Origin of the sequence: Stenotrophomonas sp. DDT-1, assembly GCF_001580555.1 — a bacterium.
Lineage (GTDB): Bacteria > Pseudomonadota > Gammaproteobacteria > Xanthomonadales > Xanthomonadaceae > Stenotrophomonas > Stenotrophomonas sepilia.
The window spans coordinates 26335-52134 of record NZ_LEKR01000022.1 but is presented as its reverse complement, the minus strand read 5'-3'; the positions used below and the strand labels follow the sequence as shown (position 1 = coordinate 52134).

The window sequence follows — 25800 nt, the reverse complement described above, 5'->3', positions numbered from 1 at the left end:
CGGGGTCTGACGTGGAAGGGGTCAGAAGTGCATCTGCGCGCGCAGTTCGAAGATCTCCGGCGTGCTGTGCACGCCACGACGGCTGGCGTCGACCTTCACGTAGTTGGCCTGGAACTTGAAGTGGCTGGTCAGGTACCAGTTCGCACCCAACGTCAGGTCGTGCTGGCGGCCACCCAGGATGTCACCATCGTCGAGGTCCAGGCGGCTGTAACGCGCCACCAGTTCGACCGCACCGTAGTTGTGCGCCGGCTTGATGTTGGCCACCGCGCCGGCGTTGTACGGCCGCGATTCGCCGGTCAGCACCCAGCTGGCCATCGCGTACTGGCCGCTGCCGGTGAAGTCGGGCTTGCCGTCATGGCGGGTGACCGTGGCACGCAGCGCTTCGGCCTGCAGCGAGAACGGGCCGCGGATCCAGATGCCTTCCAGGCCGGTGCGGCGGATCTGGTCGGCGGTGACCAGCGCGCCGGAATCGACGTAGCGGATGTCGGTCAGGCCGGCTTCCGGGCGCGCGCGCAGGCGGGCGCTGGCCTCGTGGTGCACGTCGCGGCCATCGCTGTAGCCGCGTGGGTTCTCCTGCGAGTAGGCCAGGCCCAGGTGGATCACGTCACCCGGTGCCTTCACCGGCGTCCACACCGCACGCACCGCCTGGGTGGTTCCGGGGTTGTCGCCCTGCAGGTCCTTGCCGCCATAGGCGCCTGCCTGCAGCAGGTACTGCGGGCGCTCCAGCACCCATTCCACACCCGTGCGGCGGCCGGCGTAGAAGGCCTGCACGGGCAGTGCGGTTTCCAGGAAGCTGCCGGCGCGCGAAGACGTGTTCGCGTCCAGGCCAACCGGGGTCTTCATGTAGCCGAAGCGGAAGCGGCCGATGTCGCGGCCGAAGAAGGCCTTGCTCTCGAAGCGCACGAACACGTCCAGCCAGGTGTCGGACTGGAAGTCGTAGTAGACCATCGCGTCGTAGACGCCCTTCTTCTTCAGCGTCGCGCCGAACTCCTTGCGGCGCACGGCGTCATCGTCCTCGAGGCCGCTGGCCGAGGAAAAATCGTTGTAGTCGTAGGCGATGTTGGCGGTAGCGGCCAACTCGGTGCCATCGCCGAAGGTGTACCTGGTCGGCCAGTTGTCGAAATCCGCAGCCGAAGCGAAGGCGGGAAGGGCGGCCAGCGACAGGGCCAGCAAGGTGGGATTCGGGCGCATGTAGGGTGCGGCTCTCTCAGATTGCGTGTGGACAGGACATCAACGGCCGCAGGGGCCGAAACTTTCGCAGGGACATGCCCAGCCGTTCAGCCCGGGCCACCGGCCTTCCCGTTTCCGGGCGGTGCGGCGCCAGTGTAGGCACCTGTGCCACCTGAACCGGGGGGCTAGTACCAATAGGTTATCTGCGCCGGCGTGCCTGGCGCGTACAAAGGCGTCCATTGGTCGCACCCCCTGTGCGTGCAGTACAGGGCCTGCGATCAGTTTCCACGGTAACGGCTCCCGTGCAGTCCCGGGGCCGTACGTGCCTGAAAACGCCCCTTCCGGAGTCCGCCATGCACATCCCGACCGCAGCACCGGTGCCTGCAAAGCCGTTGCCGATCTATCGCCAGCTGTACTTCCAGGTGATCGTGGCGATCGTCCTGGGTGCCATCCTCGGCCATTACGAGCCACTGGTCGGCGAGAAGATGAAGCCGCTCGGCGATGCCTTCATCAACCTGGTGAAGATGATCATCGCGCCGGTGATCTTCCTCACCATCGTCACCGGCATCGCCAGCATGACCCACCTGCGCACGGTGGGCCGGGTGTTCGCCAAGGCGATGGCGTACTTCCTGTTCTTCTCCACGCTGGCGCTGATTGTCGGCATGATCGTGGCGCACGTGGTACAGCCCGGCGCGGGCATGAACATCAACCCGGCCGAGCTGGACCAGACCGCAGTGCACAGCTACGTCGAGAAGTCGCATGACCTGACCCTGGTCGGCTTCCTGATGGACATCATCCCGAAGACACTGATCAGCGCGTTCGTCGATGGCAACATCCTGCAGGTGCTGTTCGTGGCCGTGCTGTTCGGCATCGCGCTGGCATCAGTGGGCGAGAAGGGCAAGCCGATCGTGAACTTCTTGGAGGCGCTGGTCGCCCCGGTGTTCAAGCTGGTGCACATCCTGATGAAGGCCGCCCCGATCGGTGCCTTCGGTGCGATCGCCTTCACCATCGGCAAGTACGGCGTCGGCTCGCTGATCAACCTGGCCTGGCTGGTGGGCTCGTTCTACCTCACCGCGTTCCTGTTCGTGGCGGTGATCCTCGGTGTGGTCTGCCGCCTGTGCGGCTTCTCGGTGTTCAAGCTGGCGCGCTACCTGAAGGCCGAACTGCTGCTGGTACTCGGCACCTCCTCGTCGGAGTCGGCGCTGCCGTCGCTGATGGAGAAGATGGAACGCGCCGGCTGCAGCAAGTCGGTGGTGGGCCTGGTGGTCCCGACCGGCTACTCGTTCAACCTGGACGGCACCAACATCTACATGACCCTGGCGGCACTGTTCATCGCCCAGGCCACCAACACCGAACTGACCCTGGGCCACCAGATCGCCCTGCTGCTGGTCGCCATGCTCAGCTCCAAGGGCGCGGCCGGTGTCACCGGCGCCGGTTTCATCACCCTGGCCGCCACCCTGGCCGTGGTGCCGGAGGTGCCGGTGGCTGGCATGGCGCTGATCCTGGGCGTGGACCGCTTCATGAGCGAATGCCGCTCGCTGACCAATTTCATCGGCAATGCGGTGGCCACCGTGGTGGTCTCGCGCTGGGAAGGCGCGCTGGACCGCAACCGCCTGCAGCTGGCGCTGGATGGCCGCGAGAGCGAACTGCCGCCGCCGGTCGATGCGCTGCCCGAGGCGCTGCCGGCCAAGGGCTGATCCAGGTGTGTGGTACCGCGGGGCCGATCACGTCAGTGGTACGGCCCCGCGGCGTTTCAGGGCGTCCCATGGCTGTCATGGGCAGCGCCGAAGCTGGTATCGCGGTACCGTCGCATACGGCACGGAATTGTGCGGTCGCAGCATGCTTGCGACAGGATAGCGACAGGTCCGGACGCTCCAACGGGGGTATCATCCCCTGTCCCTTCTGCCCATTCATGTAACCCACATCGATGTCCAACGAAGATTTCAAACAGGCCGCCCTCGATTACCACCGGATGTCCCCGCCGGGAAAGATCAAGGTTTCCGCTACCAAGCCCATGCTGACCCAGCGCGACCTGTCGCTGGCGTATTCGCCGGGCGTGGCGTACGCCTGTGAAGCGATCAAGGCCGACCCGCAGCAGGCCAGCGAGCTGACCGCCCGCGGCAACCTGGTGGCGGTGATCTCCAACGGCACCGCGGTGCTGGGCCTGGGCAACATCGGCGCGCTGGCCGGCAAGCCGGTGATGGAAGGCAAGGGCGTGCTGTTCCAGAAGTTCGCCGGCATCGATGTGTTCGACATCGAAGTGGATGAGACCGACCCGGACAAGCTGGTCGACATCATCGCCTCGCTGGAACCGACCTTCGGCGGCATCAACCTGGAGGACATCAAGGCGCCGGAATGCTTCGTGGTCGAGCGCAAGCTGCGCGAGCGCATGAAGATCCCGGTGTTCCATGACGACCAGCACGGCACGGCGATCATCGTCGGCGCGGCCGTGCTCAACGCGATGGCGATCACCGGCAAGAAGATCGAGGAAGTGAAGCTGGCGACCACGGGCATGGGCGCGGCCGGCATTTCCTGCGTGAACATGCTGGTGCAGCTGGGCCTGAAGCCGGAGAACATCCTGGCCTTCGATCGCGAGGGCGTGATCCATACCGGTCGTACCGACCTGGACCCGGAAAAGCAGCGCTATGCGCGTGACACCGACAAGCGCACCCTGGCCGAGATCGTCGACGGCGCGGACATCTTCCTGGGCCTGTCGGCACCGGGCATCCTGACCGCCGACATGGTCAAGACCATGGCGCCGGATCCGGTGATCTTCGCGCTGGCCAACCCGACCCCGGAAATCATGCCGGAGGTGGCGCGCGCTGCGCGTCCGGACGCGATCATCGGCACCGGCCGTTCGGACTACCCGAACCAGGTCAACAACGTGCTGTGCTTCCCGTATCTGTTCCGTGGTGCGCTGGACGTGGGTGCGACCGCGATCAACGAGGAAATGAAGATCGCCTGCGTGCGTGCCATCGCTGCACTGGCACGCCGTGCAGCCACCGACATGGGCTCGGCCTACGGCGGCGAGACCCCGAGCTTCGGCCGTGAATACCTGATCCCGCGTCCGTTCGACCGCCGCCTGCTGGTGGAACTGTCGGCCGCCGTGGCCCAGGCCGCGATGGATTCGGGCGTGGCCTCGCGCCCGATCGAGGACATGGGCGCCTACCGCGACAAGCTGGCCCAGTTCGTCTACCGCACCAGCCTGATGATGAAGCCGGTGTACGACCGCGCGCGCAGCGACAAGCAGCGCGTGGTGTACGCCGAGGGCGAAGAGGAAGTGGTGCTGCAGGCGGTGCAGAACGTGGTCGATGACGGCCTGGCGCATCCGATCCTGATCGGCCGCCCGGAAGTGATCGAGTCGCGCATCGAGCGCCTCGGCCTGCGCCTGAAGATCGGCGAGAACGTTGAAGTCACCAACATCAACGACGACCCGCGCTTCAACGAATACTGGCAGTACTACCACGGCCTGACCGGCCGTCGTGGCGTGACCGTGGCCGCGGCGAAGAACCTGATGCGTTCGCGCCCGACCCTGATCGCAGCGGTGATGGTCGCCCGTGGCGAAGCCGATGCGATGCTGACCGGCATCGTCGGCCGCTTCCACAAGAAGCTGGGCTACGTGCGCAGCGTGCTGCCGCTGGAGCCGAAGGTCACCTCGACCTCGGCGATGACCGGCGTGATCAACCAGCAGGGCGTGTTCTTCTTCGTCGATACCCACGTGCAGGAAGATCCGACCGCCGAGCAGCTGTGCGAGGCGACCCTGCAGGCGGCCTATCGCATGAAGCTGTTCGGCATCGAGCCGAAGGTGGCGCTGCTGTCGCACTCCAACTTCGGCAGCCATGATTCGAAGGATGCGCTGAAGATGCGCCAGGTGCGCGAGCTGCTGCTCAAGCGCAACCCGCGCCTGAACGTGGATGGCGAAATGCAGGGCGACACCGCATGGGATGAAGCGCTGCGCCAGAAGCTGCTGCCGGGCTCGACCCTGCAGGGCCGCGCCAACCTGTTCGTGCTGCCGAACCTGGAAGCGGCCAACATCGCCTACAACCTGGTGCGCGTGTTCACCGACGGCGTGGCGATCGGCCCGATCCTGATGGGCGTGAACAAGCCGGTGCACATCCTGACCACCAGCGCGACCTCGCGCCGGATCCTGAACATGACCGCCATTGCGGCGGTCGATGCGCAGATCCGCAAGCAGATCGAAGCGGAAAAGAAGGCGTAAGCCTTCGTTCCGCTGCGATCTGCAGAAACGCGCCCTTCGGGGCGCGTTTCGTTTCCGCCCAGCGGAAACCGGATCGGGTAGCGCCGGGCCATGCCCGGCGAGCGCGCAGCGCGGCGCTTCTCGCATTCCGCCGGGCATGGCCCGGCGCTACCCGATGAATTGCAGTCCGGCGGTCATTTCCCTGCAACGCCGCTGCGGCCCAATATGCCCACGCGGCCCGGCCGTGGGAAGGGACCGGACCGGCCTTCCCACCCTGGGCCCGACCAACTTTCCATGGGCGAGGGTGTCATGCGCAATCGAGTGACGCGGCGGTACTTCCAGCAGCTGTTCGCGCTGTACGCCGGTTTCGTGCAGTCGCGCTGAGGCGCCGGCGACAGCGTGGGCGTCAGCGCCGCTTGCCGCGGCGTGCAGGGGCCGGCGGCGGAGCGTCGGAACGCGGCTTGGCGTACTGCGCCCACAGCGCCGGCAGTGCCTTGCCGGTGTGCTTCTGCCACAGCGCCGGTGCATAGCGGCCGTCGCGCAGGGCCTTGTCCAGTGCCAGCACCAGGCCTGGATGTTCGGCGTCGGCCCATTTCAGGAACGCACCGGTGACACGGTAGCCGCTGTCGAAGTTCTGCCCCTTCTCGACCTTGCCCGGCAGTGCCCAGCCCGCAGCGGCATTGTCCATGCCGTAGCGGTCGCGTGCGTAGTCGGCGATGCCCTCCACCAGCCAACCCGGCACCCGTGCGTCGCCATAGCCCGGATAGCCCTGCACGATGTGCATGGCCTCATGGGTGACCAGGTCGATGTCGTTGGGGTGCTGCGCCAGCCAACCCGGATTGATGGTGATCGTTGCGGCCTGGTCCTTGTCACCGACGAAGGCGATCCCGGTGTAGGCCGGGTCGATCACGATGCGCACCATCGACGGCGCGGCCGGGTGGAAGTCCGCACGTTCGCGCAGGTAGGCGAAGTAGAACGTATCGATCACCCGCTTGCGCTGCGGCGCGGCCAGCGCGCCACGGGCGTCCTGGTAGTTCAGCGTCACGCCGTCGCGGGTCAGCTGCGCATCAAAGGCCTGGGTCTGGCCGAAGCTGGAGAAGGAAAGGGCAACAAGGGCCAGAGGCAGCAGACGGTAGCGCATGGGGCTCATTGTACGGCGCTGGGCGCCAACAGTTCGATCTCCGCCAGCGGCAGCCGGCCCGGTGCGGCCAGGCGCAGCCGATACTCGCTGTAACGACCGGGTTTGGCGATGCGGAACGGTCGGGTCTGGCGGGCAGACTCGAAGGCTTCGCCGCTGCGCTGGTCGAGCACGATCCAGCGGCCGTTGCCACTGCGCGCTTCCAGCGTCCATTCGCCGCCCTGGATGCGGCCGTCACCGCTGGTGAGCGTGTACATGGTCGGCACGCCGTCGCCCAGGCCGGTCAGTGCGATGGTTGCGCCGCCGCCCAGGCCGACGGTCGTGGCGGCATCGTCGTCGACCAGCGCTGGCAGGGCGCGACCATCGGCCAGCGTCGCCTTGGCGCCACTGCCGAGCAGGTCGTGCAGCAGCTGCGGGCGCTGGCCCCGCGCGGTCAGCGAGCGCGGCACATCGTCCACGCCGCTGCCCCAGCGCGACGGCTGCGGCCCCATCACGAAGTCCAGCGTCGCGCCCTTGGCGATCAGCTCGTGCGGCACCCAGGTCTTCGTCCACGGCTTGCCATTGATCTTCAGCGACTGCACGTAGACGTTCTCGCGTGAGTTGTTGGCCGCGTTCACGGTCAGCACCGCACCGCCCTGCAGTTCCACCCTCGCATGTTCGAACGCCGGTGAACCGATCACGTACTCCGGGGCGCCCATGCGCAGCGGATACAGGCCCAGCGAGGCCAGCACGTACCACGCGGAGGTCTCGCCGTTGTCCTCGTCGCCCGGATAGCCCTGGCCGATCTCGCTGCCCACATACAGCCGCGACAGGATCTCGCGCACGTGCTGCTGGGTCTTCCACGGCTGCCCGGCGTACAGGTACATCCATGGGATGTGGTGCGCCGGCTGGTTGCTGTGCGCGTACATGCCCATGCGCACATCGCGCGCTTCGGTCATCTCGTGGATGGTGCCGCCGTAGGATCCGGCAAACGCGGGGTCGGCGGTTTCCGGGGTGGAGAAGAAGGCATCCAGCTTCGCTGCCAGCTTGTCACGGCCACCATAGAGCGCGGCGAGTCCTTCGCCATCGTGGGCGGCGGTGAAGGCGAAGGTCCAGCCATTGGATTCGGTGTAGTCGTGGCCCCACACGCGCGGGTCGTAGGCCTTGGCGTCCACGCGCCACTGGCCATCGGCCTTGCGGCCCTGGAAGAAGCCGGCGGCCGGATCGAACATCGTCGCGTAGCTGGCGGCGCGATGGCGGAAGTAGTCGGCCTCGGTGCTGTAGCGGTCGCGTGCGGCCGGCGTGGTCGCGCGCTTGGCCAGGGCCTCGGCCATGTTGGCGATGCCGAAGTCATTCAGTGCGCCTTCCATCGTCCACGACATGCCTTCGTGCACGTCCGCGCTGGCGTAGCCACGGAAGGTCGAGCGGTCCATGCCCTTGCGGCCGACATGGCGGTCGGGGGGGACCACGGTCGCGTTCTTCAGCGCGGCCGCGTAGGCCTCTGCCGGATCGAAGCCACCGACGCCTTTCAGCCACGCATCTGCAAATGCCACGTCCGAGCTGGTACCGACCATCAGGTCGGCGTAGCCCGGCGACGACCAGCGTGCGATCCAGCCACCGGCACGGTACTGCTCGATGAAACCCTGCACCATCTGCCCGGCATCGTCGGGCGTGAACAGCGCATAGGCTGGCCAGGTAGTGCGGAAGGTGTCCCAGAAGCCGTTGTTGACGAATACCTTGCCATCGCGCACGCCGGTGAAGCTGCGGTTCGCGCTGCCCTCGGTGTTGTCGTCGCTGGCGCTGGCCTGGTTGGCGTAGCGCCAGTCAGGCGCGGCCGCGCTGCCGGCATTCTCGTGGCCGGAGTTGGGATACAGGTACAGCCGGTACAGGCTGGAATACAAGGTGGTCTTCTGGTCGTCACTGGCATTGCCGATGTCGAAGCGGGCCAGGCGCGCGTCCCATGCATCCTGCGCACGGCCGGCCACGCTTTCCAGCGTGTCGGCGGCGGCGATTTCCAGCGCCAGGTTGTGACGCGCCTGTTCCACCGAGATCAGCGAGGTGGCGATACGCATCGTCACCTGCCGGTCGCTGCCGGCATTGAACTTGATGTAACCGGTCGGGCGGCCGGTGTCGAGGCGGCCGCTGCTGCGCCACGGCTTGTCGAAGCTGGCCACCACGTACATGCGGCTGGCGCCGTTGGACAGGCCACTGCGCGTATCGGTGTAGCCGCTGAGGGTCTGCGTGGCCGTGTCCAGTGTCAGGCCGCCACGCGCATCGACATTGTCGAACAGCAGGTTGGCGTCGCCGCCCTCGGGGAACTCGAAGCGGAACAGCGCGGCATGGTCGGTCGGTGCGATGGCAGCAGCGATGCCATTGTCGAAGCGCACGTCGTAGCGGTAGGGGCGCGCGCTTTCATGACGGCGGTCGAACGACAGCGCGCGCTTGCGGCGGTCGGCGTCCGGCACGCCACGGCTGGCCGAGGGCATCACCTGGAAGGTCTGGCGGTCGCCCATCCACGGGCTGGGCTGGTGGCTCAGTGCCAGCGCCTGCAGCTGCGGGCGGTTCTGCGCATCGTTCTGTTCGTTCCAGCGGTACAGCCAGTTCAGTGCGCCGGCGTCGGTCACCGGGGTCCAGAAGTTGAACCCGTGCGGCACCGCCGTGGCCGGGAAATTGTTGCCGCGCGAGAAGGTGCCGTTGGCCTGGGTGCCGCGGGTGGTCAGCACCCAGTCGGAGACGCGCTGCGGCCGCTGCCGCGGTTGGGCATCCAGGCGCACGTCATCAATCCAGCCAGAGACCGGCGCGCCCTCGGCGCTGGCCACCTCCAGCTCGATCGCCACCACGCGGCGGCCCTTCAGCGTGGGCACGTCGCCCAGCCGCACCGCCTTGCGGGCCCACTGTTGCGGGTACAGCGTCTTCGATTCGCCCTGCGCGCGCGCGCCGATCGCCACGCCATGCTGGTCGCGTGCCGCACCGGCCGAAACGCGGCTGCCATCGTCCAGCAGCAGGTCCAGCGATACATAGGTCGAGGCGACGGTGTCCTTGCCGACGATTTCCGGCAGCACCAGCCACGACAGCGTGGTATCGGCCTCGATGGGCAGGTCGGCCTTGAACAGTTCGCGCCGCGCGCTGCCGCCTTCGCTGCTGTAGCGCAGCGCATGCAGGCCGCTGTAGCCGGCATTGCGCTTGGCGGCGTAGGGCGCGGCCGGTCCATTGCCGATCGTGACCTGAAGCGCACCGGTGGCCTGCGCCGGGACAGGTTCGCCCGGTTCGAACGAGGTCTGCAGCCCCTGCGCCAGCACCGGCATCGCAGGGGTCGCACAGGCCAGGGCCAGGGCGAGCGGAAGCAGGGCGCGGCGCGGATCGGACAGGGTCATGCAAGGGTCTCCCGGAAGGGCTGGCGGCGGGCGAACCCGCATCGGCGGACACCACGGACAGCATCGCTCCGCCCGCCAGGCTGGCAGTGGAAGAGGCGATGCCGGTCCGGTGGGGGCGGGCCATGCGATCGGGTTGGATTGGGTGGGTCGGGGTGCGACCTGGCCCGATCCTGCAACAGCCGCCGCGCGCTGGCAAGTGCCATTTAGTTCGATCCAAATGCGGGAAATATCGCTGGAGTCGATTCTGGCGAGCGAACCTGCCGGAACGACCGCGAAATCCCCGGAATCACCGCCGCCCGGCGTGCGGCGGGGAGATGCGAGGCATCGGCGGCGGCGTGCAAAGGCCCGTTGCGGGGCAATGTCGTTGCGGCCCAGATGCTAGAATCACAGGCCTCGCAACCCGTTCACCGAATCCGCCATGAGCCATACCGCCACCGCGCCCGCCAACGCCGAGAAGCGCTACACCGTGCACCGCAGCGATCTGCCGTTGAGCTGCCCGACCCCGGAAATGGCGCTGTGGAACTCGCATCCGCGCGTGTACCTGCCGATCGAGGACGAGCCCAACGGCGAAGCGCAGTGCCCGTACTGCGGGTCCATGTTCGTGCTGGCCGACTAAACGGCGGCCCCTTCGATGCGCCGATTGACCGTGGTGCAGTTGCTGCCGGCGCTGCACTCCGGTGGTGTCGAGCGCTCGACCCTGGAAATCGCTGCGGCCCTGGTTGCCGCCGGCCATCGCGCGCTGGTGGTGTCTGCCGGCGGCCGCCTGGTGCAGCCGCTGCTGGACAGCGGTGCCGAGCACCTCACCCTGGATATCGGCCGCAAGTCGCTGCTGACCCTGCGCCATCTGCCGACCCTGCGCCGGCTGTTTGCCGAAGTTGGTGCGGACATCGTGCATGCCCGTTCGCGGCTGCCGGCCTGGTTGGGCCTGTACGCGATCCGCGCCATGCCCGCCGCACAGCGCCCGCATTGGGTGACCACCGTGCACGGGTTGAACTCGCCCAGCCGCTACAGCGCGGTGATGACCAGTGGCGAACGCGTGATCTGCGTGTCCAACACCGTGCGTGCCTACGTGCAACGCCATTACCCGACGGTGCCGGAAGAAAAACTGCGGGTCGTACCGAGAGGTGTCGACGTCAACCAGTTCCCGCGCGTGGCGCGCGCCGACCGCCGTCCGCGGCTGGCCCTGGCGGCCGACTACCCGTGGCTGGCGCAGGTTGAGGGCCCGCTGCTGCTGCTGCCGGGGCGCGGCACCCGACTGAAGGGCCACGCCCACGCGCTGCAGCTGCTGGCCGACGTGCGTGCCGCCGGCGTGCCTGCCCAGCTGTGGATGCTGGGCACCGACGAACCCGGGCGCGAGGCCTATGTGGCTGGCCTGCGCCGCCAGGCCGCGGCGCTGGGCGTGGCCGAGGCCGTACAGATCAGCACGCCTACCGTCCGCATCGCCCAGGCCTACGCCGCCAGCGATCTGGTGCTGCAGCTGTCGGACAAGCCGGAAGCCTTTGGCCGCACCGTGCTCGAGGCGCTGTCGGTCGGCCGCCCGGTGCTGGGCTGGGACCACGGTGGCGTCGGCGAACTGCTGCAGCAGCTGCAGCCCAGCGGTGCGGTGCCGCTGGGCGACGCGCACGCGCTGGGTGAACGTGCGCTGGCCCTGCTGGCGCAGCCGCCGTCCCTGCCGACCCGCATCCCGTTTACCCTGCAGGCCATGCAGCGCGACACCCTCCGCCTCTATGCCGATCTCGCCGGCTGACCCCGCTGCCATCGTGCGCGACGACCGTGCCGGGCGCTGGGCGCCCTGGTGGGTGCTGGCGTACGTGGCGATGTGGCCGCTGCCGGGCATTGCCGAAACCGTGCTGGGCCTTGGCGCGGTCTATGCTGCCGCGCGCATGGTGATGCGCCGGCTGCAGCGCCGCCCGCACCTGTTGAGCACGGCGGCGTGGGCGCTGACCTCGATCCTGTTCCTCGGCTACTGGCTGCCGCAGGCGTTTTCGGCCATCGATGCGATCGACCCTTCGGCCTCGTGGACCAAGGCGGCCGCCGGACTGCGCTACCTGCCCTTCATGTGGCTGGTGGCGATCGCGGTGGCCACGCCGGAACGGCGGCGCTTGACCTTCGGTGGCCTGGCGCTGATCACCGGCGTGTGGACGCTGGACGCGCTGGTGCAGGCGCTGGCTGGCACCAGCCCGTGGTTCTGGTCGCTGGAACACCTGAAGCTGGCCGTGAGTGGCCAGGCGCTGTGCCCGGCCGACGAAGCCGCACTGGCCGACCGCCTCAGTGGCGCGCTTGGGCCCTGCAATCTGAAATTCGGCCAGGTGCTCGCCAGCCTGTCACCGTTCCTGCTGCTGCCGATGGCGCGGCGTTTCGGCAATGCAGGGTGGTTGCTCGCCGCTGCGACACTGGGGTGCGTGCTGCTGCTGGCAGGTTCGCGCGCCTCGTGGATCACCTTTGTGCTGGTGCTGGCCTACAGCGGCGTGCGCCAGTTCGGCTGGAAGCGGCTGTTCCTGCTGGCCCTGGTGGCAACGCTGGGCACGGCTGGACTGGCAGCGGGCGTGCCGCAGCTGCGCGAGCGTGTCGCGCGCACGGCGCAGGCATGGAACGAAGACGGGCAGGGCGTTGACGAGGCGCTTTCGGGGCGCGCGCGCATCTGGACCGCGGCGGTGTGCATGATCGAGGAGCATCCGGTCAACGGTGTCGGTGCGCGCGGCTTCCGCGATGCGTATCCGGCCTGCGTGTCAGATGAGGGCCCCGCCGTGTGGGGCAACCAACCGGCGTTGCACGCCCACCAGATCGTGCTGGAAATCCTTGCCGAGACCGGCGTTCTGGGCCTGCTGCTGTGGTTGGCGGCGGTGGCGCAGGCCTGGCGGGCCTGGCGCTATGCCCCGGCGGCTGCACGTGATCGCGCCCGGCCGGCGATGCTGGCGCTGGCGGTCACGGTGTTCCCGCTCAATACGCACCTGGCGTTCTATTCCGCTTTCTGGGGTGGCCTGACGGTGCTGCTGGCTGCGTTGTTCGCCGGCAGCCTGCTGGCGCGGGACGCGGGCGACACGCCGACGGTGGTCTGATCGTCCATCCACCCATGGCGCGGCTCTACTGCATGTACCGAACGGAGCGTGCTTTGGTAGATCCACGCCATGCGTGGATGGAGCATTCCCGACGCAAATACCGGTCAACCACCACTACCGGTGTTTCCATGCGTATCGCACGCTGGAGGCATGGCCAGTCCCAGACTTCGCTACGGTCGGTATTCCCGATCCGGCAACGTGTACTCATTGACCACAGCAACCTTCGGCCGCGAACCGTTGTTCGCCGCTGCGGCAAACGTGGCGATCCTTATCGACACACTGCGCTTCGTAGAGCGCAAGGGCTTCAGCCATAGCCTCGCCTGGGTGGTTCATGCCCGACCATCTGCACTGGCTGATGGAGCTGCGCGGAGGAACCCTGGCCGAGTGCGTGGCCCTGCTCAAATCACGCAGCAGCCGACTGCTGAACCGACGATTGGAGCGACAAGGGCCGCTGTGGCAGCGCGGTTACCACGATCACGCCGTACGCAGCGATGAATCCCTTCATGAGAAGGCGATGTACATCATGGCCAACCCGGTCCGTGCGGGCCTGGCCAGCACGTTGGGTGAGTGCCCGCACGCATGGTGCCGTTGGCCGTTGTAGGTGCCGCCATGCGTGGATGAAACCCTCCCGCCGCACCGCTATTTGTAGAAATCACTCCGGCCGCCGGGCTGGCGCTTGAAGCGGCGGTGGATCCACAGGTACTGGTCGGGAGCCTCTCGCACCATCGCTTCGATGGCCTGGTTGACCCGGGTGGTATCGGCTTCCACATCCTCGCTGGGGAAGTTCTCCAGCGGCGCGCCGATCTTCAGGAAGTACTTTCCGCCTTCGCGCCGGTGGAAGTACGGAATCACCGCACAGCCGGTCATGCGCGCCAGCTGATGGGTGGCGGTGATGGTCGAAGCGGTGTGGCCGAAGAACGGCACGAATACGGTGTCTTTGCCCCGCATGTCCTGGTCTGGCGCGTACCAGAGGAAGCCGCCCTTCTTCAGGTGGCGCACGGTCGCGCGGATGTCCTCGTTGGCGAACATCGCCTTGGCATAGCGCAGGCGGCCGAACTTGACCGCCCACTCGTACACCGGGTTCTTGTGCTTGCGGTACATGCCGGAAAGATCGACGTAGTCGCACAGCAGGCGGCCGCACATCTCCAGGGTCATGAAGTGGCCGGAGACCAGCAGGACGCCGCGGCCTTCGGCCTGCATCTGCCGCAGGTGTTCCAGGCCTTCGACCCGTACCTGCGGGCGGATGCTGTCGATGCTGCCCCACCAGGCGCGGATGCACTCGAACACGCCGACGCCCAGCGCATCGAAACTGTCGCGCACCAAGCGCTGCCGCCACGCTTCGTCCTTCTCGGGGAAGCACAGCTGCAGGTTGACCTCGGCGGCGCGGCGGCGGCTGCCGAGCAGGCGCCAGGTGATCCAGCCGACGCCCCGGCCCAGCGCGCGCTGCAGCATCCACGGCAGGCGGGCGATGGCGAAGGCGCCGAACATGGCGGCGAACATCGGCCAGTTGCGCGGATCGCGCAGCGACGGGCGGACGGCGGTGGAGGCATCTGACATGGGGCCATTCTACCAAGGCGGCCGCGTGTCTTTCCCGGGGGGCTCCCGTATCCTTGCCGCATGCGTAAAGACCCTGTCGAATGGATCCTGCGCGGCCTGTACTCGGTCGTGCTCTATATCCTGCTGCCGATCACCGTGTACCACCTGGTCTGGCGCGGTTTCCGGGTCCGTGAGTACTTCCGGCGCTGGGACGAACGCTACGCCTCCTATCCGCAGCCGACCGGCCAGCCACGGGTGTGGCTGCACGCGGTCTCGGTGGGCGAGGTCAATGCCGCCGCGCCGCTGGTCAATGCCCTGCGCCAGCAGCGCCCGGACATCCGCTGGGTCATCACCACCATCACTCCGACCGGCTCCGAGCGCGTGCGTGCGCTCTGGGGCGACGCGCTGGACCATGTCTACCTGCCGTACGACGTGCCGGGCAGCGTCAACCGCTTCCTCGGCCATTTCCAGCCCAGCCTGGCGCTGATCCTGGAAACCGAGTTGTGGCCGAACATGCTGTTCGGCTGCCGTGACCGTGGTGTTCCGGTCTACATCCTCAATGCCCGGTTGTCGGCGCGTTCGCTGCGCGGCTACCGGCTGCTGGCCGCATTGATCCGCCGCGCCCTGCGCACCGTCACCTGCGTGGCCGCGCAGTCGCAGGACGATGCCGAGCGCTTCGTGCAGCTGGGGGCGGAGCCCGGCCAGGTGCAGGCACTGGGCAACCTGAAGTTCGACATCACCACGCCGGACGTGCAGGGCTTCGTCGAACAGTTCCATGCACGGGTGCCGGGCGCGCGCCCGGTATGGATCGCCGCCAGTACCCATGACGGCGAAGAGCAGACGGTGATCGACCTGCACCGCCGCCTGCGCCAGCAGCATCCGGATCTGCTGCTGCTGTGGGCACCGCGCCATCCCGAACGTTTCCCCAAGGTGGAAGCGCTGGCGCGCGAACAGGGCTGGAGCGTGGCGACCCGCCGCGTGGACCAGTGGCCGCACGCCGCCACAGACGTGTTCGTCATCGATACCCTCGGCGAGCTGATGCCGTTCTACGCCTGCGCCCAGGTCGCCTTCGTCGGCGGCAGCCTGCAGGCCATCGGTGGCCACAACCTGCTGGAGCCCGCTGCGATGGGAACCGCGGCGGTGACCGGCCCGCACCTGCACAACTTCGCGGAAATCTCCCGGCGCATGCGCGAGGCCGGTGCGCTGCTGATCGGCGAAGATGCGCAGGCGGTGGGCGACCTGCTGCAGCATCTGCTTGAAGATGCGCAGGCCCGCGAGGACATGGCGCGTGCGGGCTGCACGTTGGTCAGCAATGGCCGTGGCGCGCTGCAGCGCACGCTTGCGCTGGTCGCACCGCACCTGCCACCGGCACGCGATTGATCCCGGCAGCGCGGCGTCGGCGGCGCTGCGCTGCGTTGTCGTGATCAACTTCATCAATTCTGCTTAGCGACGATTTTTCTGTCGTTGCTGGACCGACCCTGCCGATGGCAGCGTGCCTGCCATCACATCGTGGCGCACGCAGCACCGATTCTGATTCCGCAGGACGACGCAGGCTGCCAGCCTGCTGTCGACCGCGCTTGGGCGGATATCAAGGGAACTTGCGATGGACGGCGACAGGGGCAGGGACGGCACCGGTGGGGCGCGCTTGGGGATGGACCACCTGGCTGTGGTGGCACTGACGTTGCTGGTGGGCGGCAGCGTGATCGCGCTGGTGGGCCAGCACACGGCGGCACAGGCTGGCCCCGCCATCGTACTGAGCCTGTTGCTGGCCGCACTGGGGGCTGGCCTGGTGCTGTGCTGCCTGCAGGATCTGGTGCTGCGACTGCCGGCGGCCGATGGCCTGTACGGGCTGCTGGCCGCCAGCTGGGGGCCACGGGTGGCCGTCGTTCTGGGCACGATCCTGTTGCTTGAGCTGACGGCGACCACGGCGGGCGCGGCACAGTCCATGGCCCGCCATGTACATGCGGTGCTGGCTACCGGAGGCCTCCATGCCAATGACTGGCTGCCCGTGCAGATAGCGGCGGCCGTGGGCCTGCTGACGTTGAGCGCGCTCGCGTTGCTGCCGCCGCGGGGTGTGGCCCTTGCGGCCTGTGCGCTGCTGACGGTGAAGATCGGTGTGGGGGTGTTGCTGCTGGCGCTGGCGGCACGTCACGTGCACTACGGGCATTGGATTCCCTGGCTGCCTCCGGCGACCGCGCCGTATCGCTTCGGGCTGGGGGGCGTGCTGGCGGCTGCGGTGCCGCTGCTGGGCATATTTGCCAGCGTGGGCCTGGCACTGGGCTTTCCTGCGCTGCGCCGCCAGGGTGCGATGTGGCAGCCGGCGGTGCTGGCGCTGGTCTCGTTGCTGGCGATGCTGCTGCTGATCGTGCTGGCAGCATTGCAGGCCGGGCTGGTCGAGTTTTCCGCGCTCGCCAGTACCCGGCCACTGGCCGTGGCGCTGCAGGTGCACCCCCAGCTGCAGTGGATGCTGCCATTGTTGCCCCTGGCCGGGGCAGCGGGCCTGGCCGCCCTGCAGTTGGTGCTGCTGATGCTGGCCGTCCGGTTGGCCACATCGTTGTGGCTCCGCGCAGCTGACGCGGCGGGACGATCCCGCACGCGCCTGAGCGCAATGGTGGTTGCGCTGCCGGCGGTGATGCTGGTGTTGTGGCTGCCGCAGGGCACCTTGCCGGCGCTGCCGGGTCCGGCAACGCTGGTGGTGATGGCGGCGCTGTGCCTGGGGGTGCTGCGGCGGCGTCGGGATGACACCCGGCAAGGCGCAGCCGGCTGCGGGCTGATGATGTCGATGCTGGCCCCCTTGGCAGCCGCGCTGTGCGTGCTTGCGGCGTTGGAACGCCTGCGCGCATGGCCGGGCTGACGGTTCGTGGGGCCACGCCGGGGGGGCGCGCGTGTGGATGCAGCACCTGCAAAAAAGCCACCCTCGCGGGTGGCTTTTTCGTTGCAGGGGCGGCGACTCAGTGCGTGGTCGTGGCCGGGTTGCCCGCGTCCTGGGTCAGCAGTCGATTGACGTCCTGCAGTTCGGCCACGTCCAGCGCACCCAGCGACTGGCTCAGCAGCAGGCGGTTCTGCAGGAAGGTGTAACGGGCCTGGGCATAGTCCAGCTGCGCCGAGAACAGGATGCGCTGGTTCTGGATCACATCCAGCACGGTACGGGTACCGACTTCCAGGCCCACCTGCGAGGCGTCGTACGCGCTCTGTGCCGAAACCACCGCCAGGCGGCGGGCTTCCACTTCGCTGATGCCCTGCACCAGGGTCTGGTAGGCATTGCGGGTATTGCGATCCAGGGCACGCTTCTGCTGCTCGTAGCCGTCCTGGGCGATGTCACGCTGCGCCAGAGCCTGGCGCACGCCGGACTGGGTGGCGCCACCGGAGAAGATCGGCACGCTCAGGGTCAGGCCGATGCTGTTGGTGCGCGCATCCGGCGACAGCGAACCGGCACCGGTGCTGTCGCCCCAGGTGGCGCTCTTGCCCCAGCTGCCGCCCAGCGACAGGGTCGGGTAATGGCCACCACGGGCAGCCTGCACGCCGGCTTCAGCGGCACTGACCTTCAGCTCCTGCGCCTTCAGCGCCGGATTCTGGGTGGTAGCCTGCTGCACCAGCTCGTCGATGTTGCCGCGGTTGGCCGGCACTTCCGGCCGGAAGTCCGCCGGCAGGCCACGCAGGTTGGTCACCGGCTGGCCGGTCAGTTCGGTCAGGGCCTGGTAGTTATCGGCCAGGGTGTTCTGCGCAATGATGGTGTTGGCGCGCGCCTGGTCGTACTGGGCGCGTGCTTCGTGCACGTCGGTGATCGGCGCCAGACCCACTTCCAGGCGCTTGTCGGCGAAGTCGAACTGCTTCTTCGCGGCCGCTTCATTGGTCTGTGCGGCGTTCAGCGATTCGATCGCCACCAGCACATTGAAGTAGGCCGCCGAGGTGCGCACGATCAGGCTGTCGTTGGCCGACTCGAGGGTGAAGTCCGCTGCCTTGCTCAGCTCACGCTGCGAACGCAGATTGTTGATCTGGGTCCAGTTGAACAGCGTCTGGCTGCCGTCGATCGCGTAGGTGCGGCGCTTGTTGGTGAACGAGCCGGAATTGGCGTCGGCGTTCGGCTCGCTGCGCGTGCGGTTCAGCGTGGCCTGGCCGTTGATCTGCGGCAGCAGGGCGGCACGCGCCTGCACGGCGCCTTCCTTGTCGTACAGCCGGGTCGATTCGGCGGCCGACAGCTGCGGATCGCCGTTGCGGGCCATTTCGTAGACCTGCAGCAGGTCGGCGGCATGGGCGGACAACGGCAGCAGGGCAGTGGCCAGCGCAACAGCGAGGGATCGGCGGATCATTGCGGCTTCCTTGGACTCAGAGGTGGAACTGGGGGGCCGGGGCGGCACCACGCAGGTAATCGATATCGGTCTCGAACAGGGACTCGGAGCTGCCGTCGGCCTTGACCAGCAGGGCCTCCATCGCCGGCGAGCGGCCGTGGATCACGAACAGGCGGCCACCCGGACGCAGCCACGAGGCGAACTGTGACGGCACCACGTCGACCGCACCAGTGACACAGATCACGTCAAAGCGGCGTTCGGTCTGCCAGGACAGGGCATCGGCCACTTCCACGCGGACGTTGCTGCCCAGGCCGGAGGCGTCCAGGCGGGCACGCGCAGCGGCGGCCAGCTCCGGGTCGATTTCCAGGCTCAGCACATCGCGCGCCAGCGCGCCGATGCAGGCCGACAGGAAGCCGCTGCCCGTGCCGATTTCCAGTACTTCGTCACCCGGCTGCAGGTCCAGTGCCTGCAGGGTACGGCCCTCGATGACCGGCTTCATCATCTTCTGGCCGTGGCCGATCGGCAGTTCGACATCGGCGTAGGCCAGTGCCCGGTGCGCGTCGGCGACAAAGGCCTCGCGCGGCAGGCGGGCCAGGACGTCGAGCACCTTGATGTCCAGCACGTCCCAGGGACGGATCTGCTGTTCCACCATCAGTTCGCGGGCGTGGGCGTAATCAATCGTCATGAGGTTCAAATCCAGCGCAGTGGGCCGGCCATTTTACCGGTGCCGGAGGCCGGCGGCGCGCCCAGAGCATCAGCTGCCGGGGGCCGGGGTCGCAGTGCCGGAAGTCATCGCGACCTCCGGTTCGTTCAGTTTTGGTTATTCAGCCGGTCCGGCCCCTCGCGGCGCGTAGGCGCGCAGGAAGAAGTCGATGCTGGCGGTCACGTGGGCAACAGGGTCGCATTCCACGGGTGACAGTGGCATGCCGCACATCATATGCATGTGCACTTCGCCCTTGACGAGGGTCAGGAACTGCTCGCCGGCCAGAGCACAGTCGGTGATCTCCAGTTCGCCACGTTCGGCGCGGGCGCGCAGGAAATCGGCCAGCGCCTCGCAGGTACGCTCGGGGCCGGCTTTCCAGAACAGCGCGCGCAGGCGTTCGTCGGTCTCCGGCGCCATCATCATGCGCTGGATCGAGATCGCCGCGTCGGAGGTGATCAGCTCGAAGAAGGCCAGGCCAATACCTATCAGCTGGTCGCGCAGCGGGCCGTCCGCGTCGGCTACGAACAACGCGTCGGGCAGCATTTCAATGCACTTTGACTGCACCGCCTCGGAGAACAGCGTCTCCTTGTCGCCAAAGTGGCTGTACACAGTCAGCTTCGAGACGCCGGCCTGAGCGGCGATGGTGTCCATGCTCACGCCGGTATACCCCTGTTCGATGAACAGTGCCTTGGCTGCTTCAAGGATCGCCGCGCGCTTGCCGAGGTCCTTGGGGCGCCCGGGTCCGGCGGCCTTGGCAGCGGGCTTGGCCGACGGCTTGCGGGAAATGTGGGAACTCATCGCGACAATACTAGACCAAGCGGTTCGATATTTATACTATACCGGCCGGTTTATTAAATTGGGCCGGCAGTCGCGGCTCCCTCCTTAGTTGCAACCCTGCGTTTCAGGACGTTGACCGATGAAGATCGTGCGCTGGATGGGCGGTATGGTGTGGATGGCTGCGCTGGCAGCCTGTTCGGGGCAGGAACAGGCGCCACCGGCGGCCGTACCGGTGCTGGTGGTTCACCCCGGCGAGCAGGCCGGGCAGGCGCCGGCGGCGTTCCCGGGCACGGTGCGTGCCCGGCAGGAAAGCCCGCTGTCGTTCCGCGTTGGCGGCAATCTGGTCAAGCGCCACGTCGATGCCGGGCAACGGGTGAAGAAGGGCGACGTGCTGGCCGAGCTGGACGTGGCTGACTTCGCGCTGCAGGCCCGCGCCTCGCAGGCGCAGCTGGCGGCAGCCGAAGCCGATCTGGTGCGCGCCCGCGATGACCTCAAGCGTTACCAGGTGCTGGCCGACCAGCAGCTGGTCAGCCGCTCGCAGCTGGACCAGCAGTCCGCCGCGTTCAAGGCCGCGCAGGGCCAGGCCAACGCCGCCCGCGCCAACCTCGATGTGTTGCGCAACCAGGCCGGCTACGCACAGCTGCGCGCGCCGGCTGACGGTGTGATCGCCAGCCGCGAGGCCGAGGCCGGGCAGGTAGTGTCCGCCGGGCAGACCATCTTCAACCTGGCCGCCGACGGTGGCCGCGAAGTGCTGATCGACCTGCCCGAGGCCACCATCCGCGACTATGCGGTGGGCCAGCCGGTTGAGGTGGAGTTGTGGAACCGCCCCGGCCAGCGCCTGCCGGGCACGATCCGGGAGATCGCCGCCGCTGCCGATCCGCAGGCACGTACCTATGCGACCCGGGTCAGTCTGCCCGCCGATGCGCTGGCCGACGTCGAACTGGGCCAGAGTGCCCGCGTCTACAGCAGCGCCGGTCGCCACGGCACCCTGCAGCTGCCGCTGGGCGCGCTGCAGCGCGGTGCCAACGGTGCCGCCAGCGTATGGGTGGTCGATCCGGCCAACAGCACGCTGAGGGCCGCAACGGTTACCACCGGTGCGTTTGGCAGCGAGACGGTACCGGTGCTGTCCGGCGTGAACGCGGGTGACTGGGTGGTTGCTGCGGGTGGCCACCTGCTGCGGGCCGGTCAACCGGTGATCGCCGTGGACCGGCAGAACCGTCCCGTGCTGAAGCCGGCTACGCCGGCCGCTGCCGCCAAGGCCAGGGAGTAAGCCGGTGCGCCGCTTCAATCTTTCCGAGTGGGCGTTGTCCAACCGCCCGCTGGTGCTGTTTGCGATGCTGGCCTTCGCGCTGATCGGCGCATGGTCGTACAAGCATCTGGGCCAGTCCGAGGACCCGCCGTTCACCTTCAAGGCGATGGTGGTGCGCACGTTGTGGCCCGGGGCCACTGCCGAGCAGGTCTCGCGGCAGGTGACCGAGCCGCTCGAGAAGGCGCTGATGAATACCGGCGAGTACGAGTTCATCCGCTCGTACTCGCGTCCGGGCGAATCGCAGATCATCTTCATGGCGCGCGACAGCCTGCGCTCCAGGCAGATCCCGGACCTGTGGTACCAGGTGCGCAAGCGCGTGGGCGACATCCGCCCGACGCTGCCACGCGAGATCGTCGGTCCGTTCTTCAACGATGAGTTCGGCGACACCTACGGCAACATCTATGCGTTGACCGGCAAGGGCTTCGACTATGCGGTGATGCGCGACTACGCCGACCGCATCCAGCTGGAACTGCAGCGGGTGCCCGACGTCGGCAAGATCGACCTGGTCGGCCTGCAGGACGAGAAGGTGTGGATCGAACTGTCCAACACTCGGCTGGCCACGCTGGGCGTGTCGATGCAGCAGGTGCAGCAGGCGCTGGCCGACCAGAATGCAGTGACCGGCACCAGCTTCTTCGAGACCGCCACCGATCGCGTGCAGCTGCGGGTGACCGGCCAGTTCAACGACATCGAAGCGATCCGCCAGTTCCCGATCCGCGCCGGTGACCGCACCGTGCACCTGGGCGACATCGCCGAGGTCAAGCGTGGCTTCGCCGATCCGGCGTCGCCGAAGATGCGCTTCATGGGTGAAGAGGCGATTGGGCTGGCGGTGGCGATGAAGGATGGCGGTGACATCCTCAAGCTCGGCGCCAACCTCGATGCCGAGTTCGAACGCCTGCAGAAGACCCTGCCGGCCGGTATGCAGCTGCGCAAAGTGTCCGACCAGCCGCAGTCGGTGGAAGAGTCGGTCGGCGAGTTCGTGCAGGTACTGACCGAGGCGGTGGTGATCGTGCTGCTGGTCAGCTTCTTCTCGCTGGGCCTGCGCACCGGTCTGGTGGTGGGCGTGACCATCCCGCTGGTGCTGGCGATGACCTTCTTCGTCATGCACTACTTCGACATCGGCCTGCACAAGATCTCGCTGGGTGCATTGGTGCTGGCGCTGGGCCTGCTGGTGGACGATGCGATCATCGCGGTGGAGATGATGGCCACCAAGATGGAGCAGGGCTATGACCGCCTGCGCGCCGCCAGTTTCGCCTGGGAGTCGACCGCGTTCCCGATGCTGACCGGCACCCTGATCACCGCGGCCGGCTTCCTGCCCATTGCCACTGCGGCATCGAGTACCGGTGAATACACCCGCTCGCTGTTCCAGGTGGTGACCATCGCGCTGGTGGTGTCGTGGATCGCAGCGGTGCTGTTCATCCCTTACCTGGGCGACAAGATGCTGCCGGACCTGTTCAATCCGCAGCCGCCCAAGCCGGGCAGCCTGTCCGCGCGCTGGCACGCCAAGCGCCAGCAGTGGGCCGACCGCTATCCGGCGCTGGCCAACCTGATCGCGCCGCCGCAGCACGGGCACGACCACGATCCGTACCAGCGCCCGTTCTATCGTAGTTTCCGTCGCTTCCTCGATACCTGCCTGCGGCATCGCTGGTGGGTGATCGCGGCGACCATCGGCCTGTTCGTGTTCTCGCTGATGATGTTCCGCTTCGTGCCGCAGCAGTTCTTCCCGGACTCGACCCGGCCCGAACTGATGGTGGACATCGAGCTGGCCGAGGGCGCCTCGCTGCGCTCGACCCAGGCCCAGGCCGAGAAGCTGGAGAAGCTGCTGTCCAGCCGCGAGGGCATTGCCAACTACGTGTCCTATGTGGGCACCGGTTCGCCGCGCTTCTACCTGCCGCTGGACCAGCAGCTGCCGGCGACCAACTTCGCCCAGTTCGTGGTGCTGGCCAAGGACATCAGGTCACGCGAAAGCACCCGCGACTGGCTGCTGCACGAGGTGATCCCGAAGTTCCCGGACGTGCAGATGCGCGTGACCCGCCTGGAGAACGGCCCGCCGGTCGGCTATCCGGTGCAGATGCGCATCTCCGGCGAGCACATCGAGAAGGTGCAGGCGATCGCGCGCCAGGTCGAGGCCAAGGTGCGGGAGAACCCGCACGTGATGAACGTCAACCTGGACTGGAGCGAGCCGAGCAAGGTGGTGCGCCTGGTAGTCGACCAGGAGCGCGCCCGCGCGCTGGGCGTGAGCAGCGCCCAGGTCAGCCAGTTCCTGTCCAGTTCGTTGGCCGGGCAATCGGTCAGCGTGTATCGCGAGGGCAATCGCCAGATCGAGATGCTGCTGCGCGGGCCGGCCGATGAGCGCAACCAGCTGGAGCTGCTGTCCAGCCTGTCGATGCCCACCGCCAACGGTGGCAGCATCACGCTGTCGCAGGTGGCGACGATGGAGTACGGCTTCGAGGACGGCATCATCTGGCACCGTAACCGGTTGCCGACGGTGACTGTGCGCGCTGACATCAGTGATGGCATGCAGGCGCTGGACGTGGTGCATCAGATCCTGCCCACACTGGACGGCATCCGTGCCGAGCTGCCAAGTGGTTACCTGCTGGAAACCGGCGGTACCGTGGAGGATTCGGCGCGTGGCCAGAACTCGATCAAGGCCGGCATGCCGCTGTTCCTGGTGGTGGTGGCCACGCTGCTGATGCTGCAGCTGCGCAGCTTCTCGCGTGCAGCGATGGTGCTGGTGACCGCGCCGCTGGGCATCATCGGCGCGACCCTGTTCCTGCTGCTGTTCCGGGCGCCGTTCGGCTTCGTGGCGCTGCTGGGCACGATCGCACTGGCCGGCATGATCATGCGCAACTCGGTGATCCTGATCGACCAGATCCAGCAGGACATCGATGCCGGGCATGACCGTTGGCATTCGATCATCGACGCCACGGTGCGCCGCTTCCGCCCGATCGTGCTGACCGCACTGGCAGCCGTGTTGGCGATGATTCCGCTGTCGCGCAGCGCGTTCTACGGATCGATGGCGATCTCGATCATGGGCGGCCTGATCGTCGGTACGGTGCTGACCCTGGTGTTCCTGCCGGCGTTGTACGCGGCGTGGTTCCGGGTGAAGCCCGATGAATCCGGGGCGTGATGCCCCGGCGTCCACGGCCAGCGCCTCTGGCAGGTGCCAACCTTGGTTGGCACTGCTCGCGGTACCTGCTTTCTGTAGAGCCGAGCCACGCTCGGCTGCTCTTCGCGCGTTGATGGGATGAGTCGAGCATGGCTCGACTCTACACAAGCATCACGCAGGGCATGGATCTACCGCAGCTGCAGGCCGGTCCGTAGCACCGGCAGCAGCCATTCGATGAACACCTGCACGCGCAGCGCACGGTGCTGCCGATGCGGCTGCAGCAGGGTGACCGGCAATGGCTGTGCGACGTGCTGTGGCATCACTTCCACCAGCGCGCCGGATTGCAGCTCGGCCTGTACGTCGTAGCGCGGAATCTGTAAAAGACCCAACCCCGCCACACAGCACGCAATCGATGCCTCGGCGCTGTTCACACGCACCCAGCCAGGCATCGGCAGCGTGCGCAGTTGGCCGCCGTCCTGCCACTCCCACGGTTCCACCCGTGCCGTGGTCGGCGACGCGTAGTTCACCGCGCGATGCTGCGGCAGGTCGGCAGGATGCTGCGGCACGCCGTGTTCGCGCAGGTAGGCCGGCGCCGCAACGTTGACAAAATCCAGTTGGCCCAGCGTGCGCGCCACCAGGCTGGAATCGCCCAGTTGGCCGACCCGCAGCACCGCATCGCAACCGTCTTCGATCAGGTTCACCGCGCGGTCGGTCATGCCCAGGTCCACTTCCACCAGCGGATACTGCGCGAAGAACCCGGGCAGCGCCGGTGCGATGATGCGGCGGCCGATGCGGCTGGGTACGTCGATCTTCAGCAGGCCCGACGGCTGGGCGTCGACCTGGAGGAACAGCGATTCGGCGTCTTCGACCTCGGCGATCAGGCGCAGGCAGCGGGCATGGAACACGTCGCCGTCGTGGGTGGTGGACACCCGGCGGGTCGAGCGCTGCAGCAGGCGGGTGCCGAGCCGCTGCTCCAGCTCCGCAATGGCTGCCGAGACAGTGGAGCGGGGCAGGCCGAGCTGGTCGGCGGCGCGGGTGAAGCTCGCGCACTCCACGACCCGGGTGAAGATGCGGAAGCGATCGATCCGGTCCATTGTTCGCTGGCTCTGGAAAGTTAAGTCAATGTGGCGGGCTTTATCCGCTTTTTCTGCACGATATCGTC

General features: G+C 67.5%; 17 protein-coding genes and 1 pseudogene. 10 read left to right on the top strand and 8 right to left on the bottom strand.

Annotated elements, in window-relative coordinates:
- Positions 1–21: 21 nt before the first annotated feature.
- On the bottom strand, positions 22–1191 hold the full coding sequence (locus AB839_RS12275; protein ID WP_061479576.1) for a porin: 1170 nt from the start codon (positions 1189–1191) through the stop codon (positions 22–24).
- Between the two features lie 332 nt (positions 1192–1523).
- On the opposite strand from AB839_RS12275, the gene AB839_RS12270 reads away from it, so the two are divergent.
- The gene (locus tag AB839_RS12270; RefSeq protein ID WP_061479575.1) at positions 1524–2867 is read left to right on the top strand and encodes a dicarboxylate/amino acid:cation symporter; all 1344 of its coding nucleotides are present in this window, start codon (positions 1524–1526) and stop codon (positions 2865–2867) included.
- A gap of 230 nt (positions 2868–3097) precedes the next feature.
- Positions 3098–5389, top strand: coding sequence for an NADP-dependent malic enzyme (locus AB839_RS12265; RefSeq protein ID WP_061479574.1), 2292 nt, complete (start codon positions 3098–3100; stop codon positions 5387–5389).
- Positions 5390–5774: 385 nt separating this feature from the next.
- Here AB839_RS12265 and AB839_RS12260 read toward each other — a convergent pair whose 3' ends face one another.
- Both AB839_RS12260 and AB839_RS12255 read right to left on the bottom strand, forming a co-directional pair.
- On the bottom strand, positions 5775–6518 hold the full coding sequence (locus tag AB839_RS12260; protein WP_032954509.1) for a basic secretory protein-like protein: 744 nt from the start codon (positions 6516–6518) through the stop codon (positions 5775–5777).
- The gene (locus tag AB839_RS12255; protein WP_061479573.1) at positions 6515–9859 is read right to left on the bottom strand and encodes a GH92 family glycosyl hydrolase; all 3345 of its coding nucleotides are present in this window, start codon (positions 9857–9859) and stop codon (positions 6515–6517) included. The genes AB839_RS12260 and AB839_RS12255 overlap by 4 nt, the downstream gene beginning before the upstream one ends.
- Before the next feature lie 418 nt (positions 9860–10277).
- On the opposite strand from AB839_RS12255, the gene AB839_RS12250 reads away from it, so the two are divergent.
- From AB839_RS12250 to AB839_RS12235, 4 genes and pseudogenes are all read left to right on the top strand, one after another.
- Complete coding sequence (locus AB839_RS12250) at positions 10278–10475, top strand: zinc-finger domain-containing protein (protein ID WP_061479572.1); 198 nt, start codon at positions 10278–10280, stop codon at positions 10473–10475.
- A gap of 15 nt (positions 10476–10490) precedes the next feature.
- Positions 10491–11606, top strand: a complete 1116-nt coding sequence (locus tag AB839_RS12245; RefSeq protein WP_061479571.1) for a glycosyltransferase — start codon at positions 10491–10493, stop codon at positions 11604–11606.
- The gene (locus AB839_RS12240) at positions 11587–12918 is read left to right on the top strand and encodes an O-antigen ligase (protein WP_061479570.1); all 1332 of its coding nucleotides are present in this window, start codon (positions 11587–11589) and stop codon (positions 12916–12918) included. Before AB839_RS12245 ends, AB839_RS12240 begins: the two co-directional genes overlap by 20 nt.
- 150 nt (positions 12919–13068) lie before the next feature.
- Positions 13069–13519, top strand: a pseudogene (locus tag AB839_RS12235) (transposase).
- A gap of 38 nt (positions 13520–13557) precedes the next feature.
- On the opposite strand, the gene AB839_RS12230 reads toward AB839_RS12235, so the two are convergent.
- Entirely contained in the window at positions 13558–14475 is a 918-nt protein-coding gene (locus AB839_RS12230; RefSeq protein WP_061479569.1) for an LpxL/LpxP family Kdo(2)-lipid IV(A) lauroyl/palmitoleoyl acyltransferase, read from the bottom strand.
- A 60-nt stretch (positions 14476–14535) separates the two neighbouring features.
- Between AB839_RS12230 and waaA the strand changes: the two genes are divergently transcribed.
- Both waaA and AB839_RS12220 read left to right on the top strand, forming a co-directional pair.
- Positions 14536–15834: a lipid IV(A) 3-deoxy-D-manno-octulosonic acid transferase gene (gene waaA, locus AB839_RS12225; RefSeq protein ID WP_061479568.1), complete on the top strand. Its 1299-nt coding sequence runs from the start codon at positions 14536–14538 to the stop codon at positions 15832–15834.
- A gap of 223 nt (positions 15835–16057) precedes the next feature.
- Complete coding sequence (locus tag AB839_RS12220; protein ID WP_061479567.1) at positions 16058–17308, top strand: hypothetical protein; 1251 nt, start codon at positions 16058–16060, stop codon at positions 17306–17308.
- Positions 17309–17405: 97 nt separating this feature from the next.
- Here AB839_RS12220 and AB839_RS12215 read toward each other — a convergent pair whose 3' ends face one another.
- The 3 genes from AB839_RS12215 to AB839_RS12205 all read right to left on the bottom strand — a co-directional run bounded on the left by AB839_RS12215 (position 17406) and on the right by AB839_RS12205 (position 20244).
- Positions 17406–18764 carry a TolC family outer membrane protein gene (locus tag AB839_RS12215; RefSeq protein WP_061479566.1) on the bottom strand — a complete coding sequence of 453 codons (1359 nt, stop codon included), beginning with the start codon at positions 18762–18764 and terminating at the stop codon, positions 17406–17408.
- 16 nt (positions 18765–18780) lie between these two features.
- On the bottom strand, positions 18781–19428 hold the full coding sequence (locus AB839_RS12210; RefSeq protein ID WP_049416694.1) for a protein-L-isoaspartate O-methyltransferase: 648 nt from the start codon (positions 19426–19428) through the stop codon (positions 18781–18783).
- 135 nt (positions 19429–19563) lie between these two features.
- On the bottom strand, positions 19564–20244 hold the full coding sequence (locus AB839_RS12205; RefSeq protein WP_061479565.1) for a TetR/AcrR family transcriptional regulator: 681 nt from the start codon (positions 20242–20244) through the stop codon (positions 19564–19566).
- Positions 20245–20362: 118 nt separating this feature from the next.
- Between AB839_RS12205 and AB839_RS12200 the strand changes: the two genes are divergently transcribed.
- Positions 20363–21493, top strand: coding sequence for an efflux RND transporter periplasmic adaptor subunit (locus tag AB839_RS12200; RefSeq protein WP_061479564.1), 1131 nt, complete (start codon positions 20363–20365; stop codon positions 21491–21493).
- Positions 21494–21497: 4 nt separating this feature from the next.
- A complete protein-coding gene (locus AB839_RS12195) occupies positions 21498–24659 on the top strand; it encodes an efflux RND transporter permease subunit (protein ID WP_061479563.1) in 3162 nt (1053 codons plus the stop codon).
- A gap of 167 nt (positions 24660–24826) precedes the next feature.
- On the opposite strand, the gene AB839_RS12190 is transcribed toward AB839_RS12195, so the two are convergent.
- Positions 24827–25732: a LysR family transcriptional regulator gene (locus AB839_RS12190; protein ID WP_061479562.1), complete on the bottom strand. Its 906-nt coding sequence runs from the start codon at positions 25730–25732 to the stop codon at positions 24827–24829.
- Positions 25733–25800: the final 68 nt, after the last annotated feature.

What these genes read in the sequence shown, in the direction of transcription:
- AB839_RS12205 (WP_061479565.1), bottom strand. Translation starts at nt 20,244, where the DNA reads ATGAGTTCCCACATTTCCCGCAAGCCGTCGGCCAAGCCCGCTGCCAAG.
- AB839_RS12230 (WP_061479569.1), bottom strand. Translation starts at nt 14,475, where the DNA reads ATGTCAGATGCCTCCACCGCCGTCCGCCCGTCGCTGCGCGATCCGCGC.
- AB839_RS12190 (WP_061479562.1), bottom strand. Translation starts at nt 25,732, where the DNA reads ATGGACCGGATCGATCGCTTCCGCATCTTCACCCGGGTCGTGGAGTGC.
- AB839_RS12270 (WP_061479575.1), top strand. Translation starts at nt 1,524, where the DNA reads ATGCACATCCCGACCGCAGCACCGGTGCCTGCAAAGCCGTTGCCGATC.
- AB839_RS12255 (WP_061479573.1), bottom strand. Translation starts at nt 9,859, where the DNA reads ATGACCCTGTCCGATCCGCGCCGCGCCCTGCTTCCGCTCGCCCTGGCC.
- AB839_RS12260 (WP_032954509.1), bottom strand. Translation starts at nt 6,518, where the DNA reads ATGAGCCCCATGCGCTACCGTCTGCTGCCTCTGGCCCTTGTTGCCCTT.
- AB839_RS12215 (WP_061479566.1), bottom strand. Translation starts at nt 18,764, where the DNA reads ATGATCCGCCGATCCCTCGCTGTTGCGCTGGCCACTGCCCTGCTGCCG.
- waaA (WP_061479568.1), top strand. Translation starts at nt 14,536, where the DNA reads ATGCGTAAAGACCCTGTCGAATGGATCCTGCGCGGCCTGTACTCGGTC.
- AB839_RS12210 (WP_049416694.1), bottom strand. Translation starts at nt 19,428, where the DNA reads ATGACGATTGATTACGCCCACGCCCGCGAACTGATGGTGGAACAGCAG.
- AB839_RS12265 (WP_061479574.1), top strand. Translation starts at nt 3,098, where the DNA reads ATGTCCAACGAAGATTTCAAACAGGCCGCCCTCGATTACCACCGGATG.
- AB839_RS12250 (WP_061479572.1), top strand. Translation starts at nt 10,278, where the DNA reads ATGAGCCATACCGCCACCGCGCCCGCCAACGCCGAGAAGCGCTACACC.
- AB839_RS12275 (WP_061479576.1), bottom strand. Translation starts at nt 1,191, where the DNA reads ATGCGCCCGAATCCCACCTTGCTGGCCCTGTCGCTGGCCGCCCTTCCC.
- AB839_RS12200 (WP_061479564.1), top strand. Translation starts at nt 20,363, where the DNA reads ATGAAGATCGTGCGCTGGATGGGCGGTATGGTGTGGATGGCTGCGCTG.
- AB839_RS12220 (WP_061479567.1), top strand. Translation starts at nt 16,058, where the DNA reads ATGGACGGCGACAGGGGCAGGGACGGCACCGGTGGGGCGCGCTTGGGG.
- AB839_RS12245 (WP_061479571.1), top strand. Translation starts at nt 10,491, where the DNA reads ATGCGCCGATTGACCGTGGTGCAGTTGCTGCCGGCGCTGCACTCCGGT.
- AB839_RS12240 (WP_061479570.1), top strand. Translation starts at nt 11,587, where the DNA reads ATGCCGATCTCGCCGGCTGACCCCGCTGCCATCGTGCGCGACGACCGT.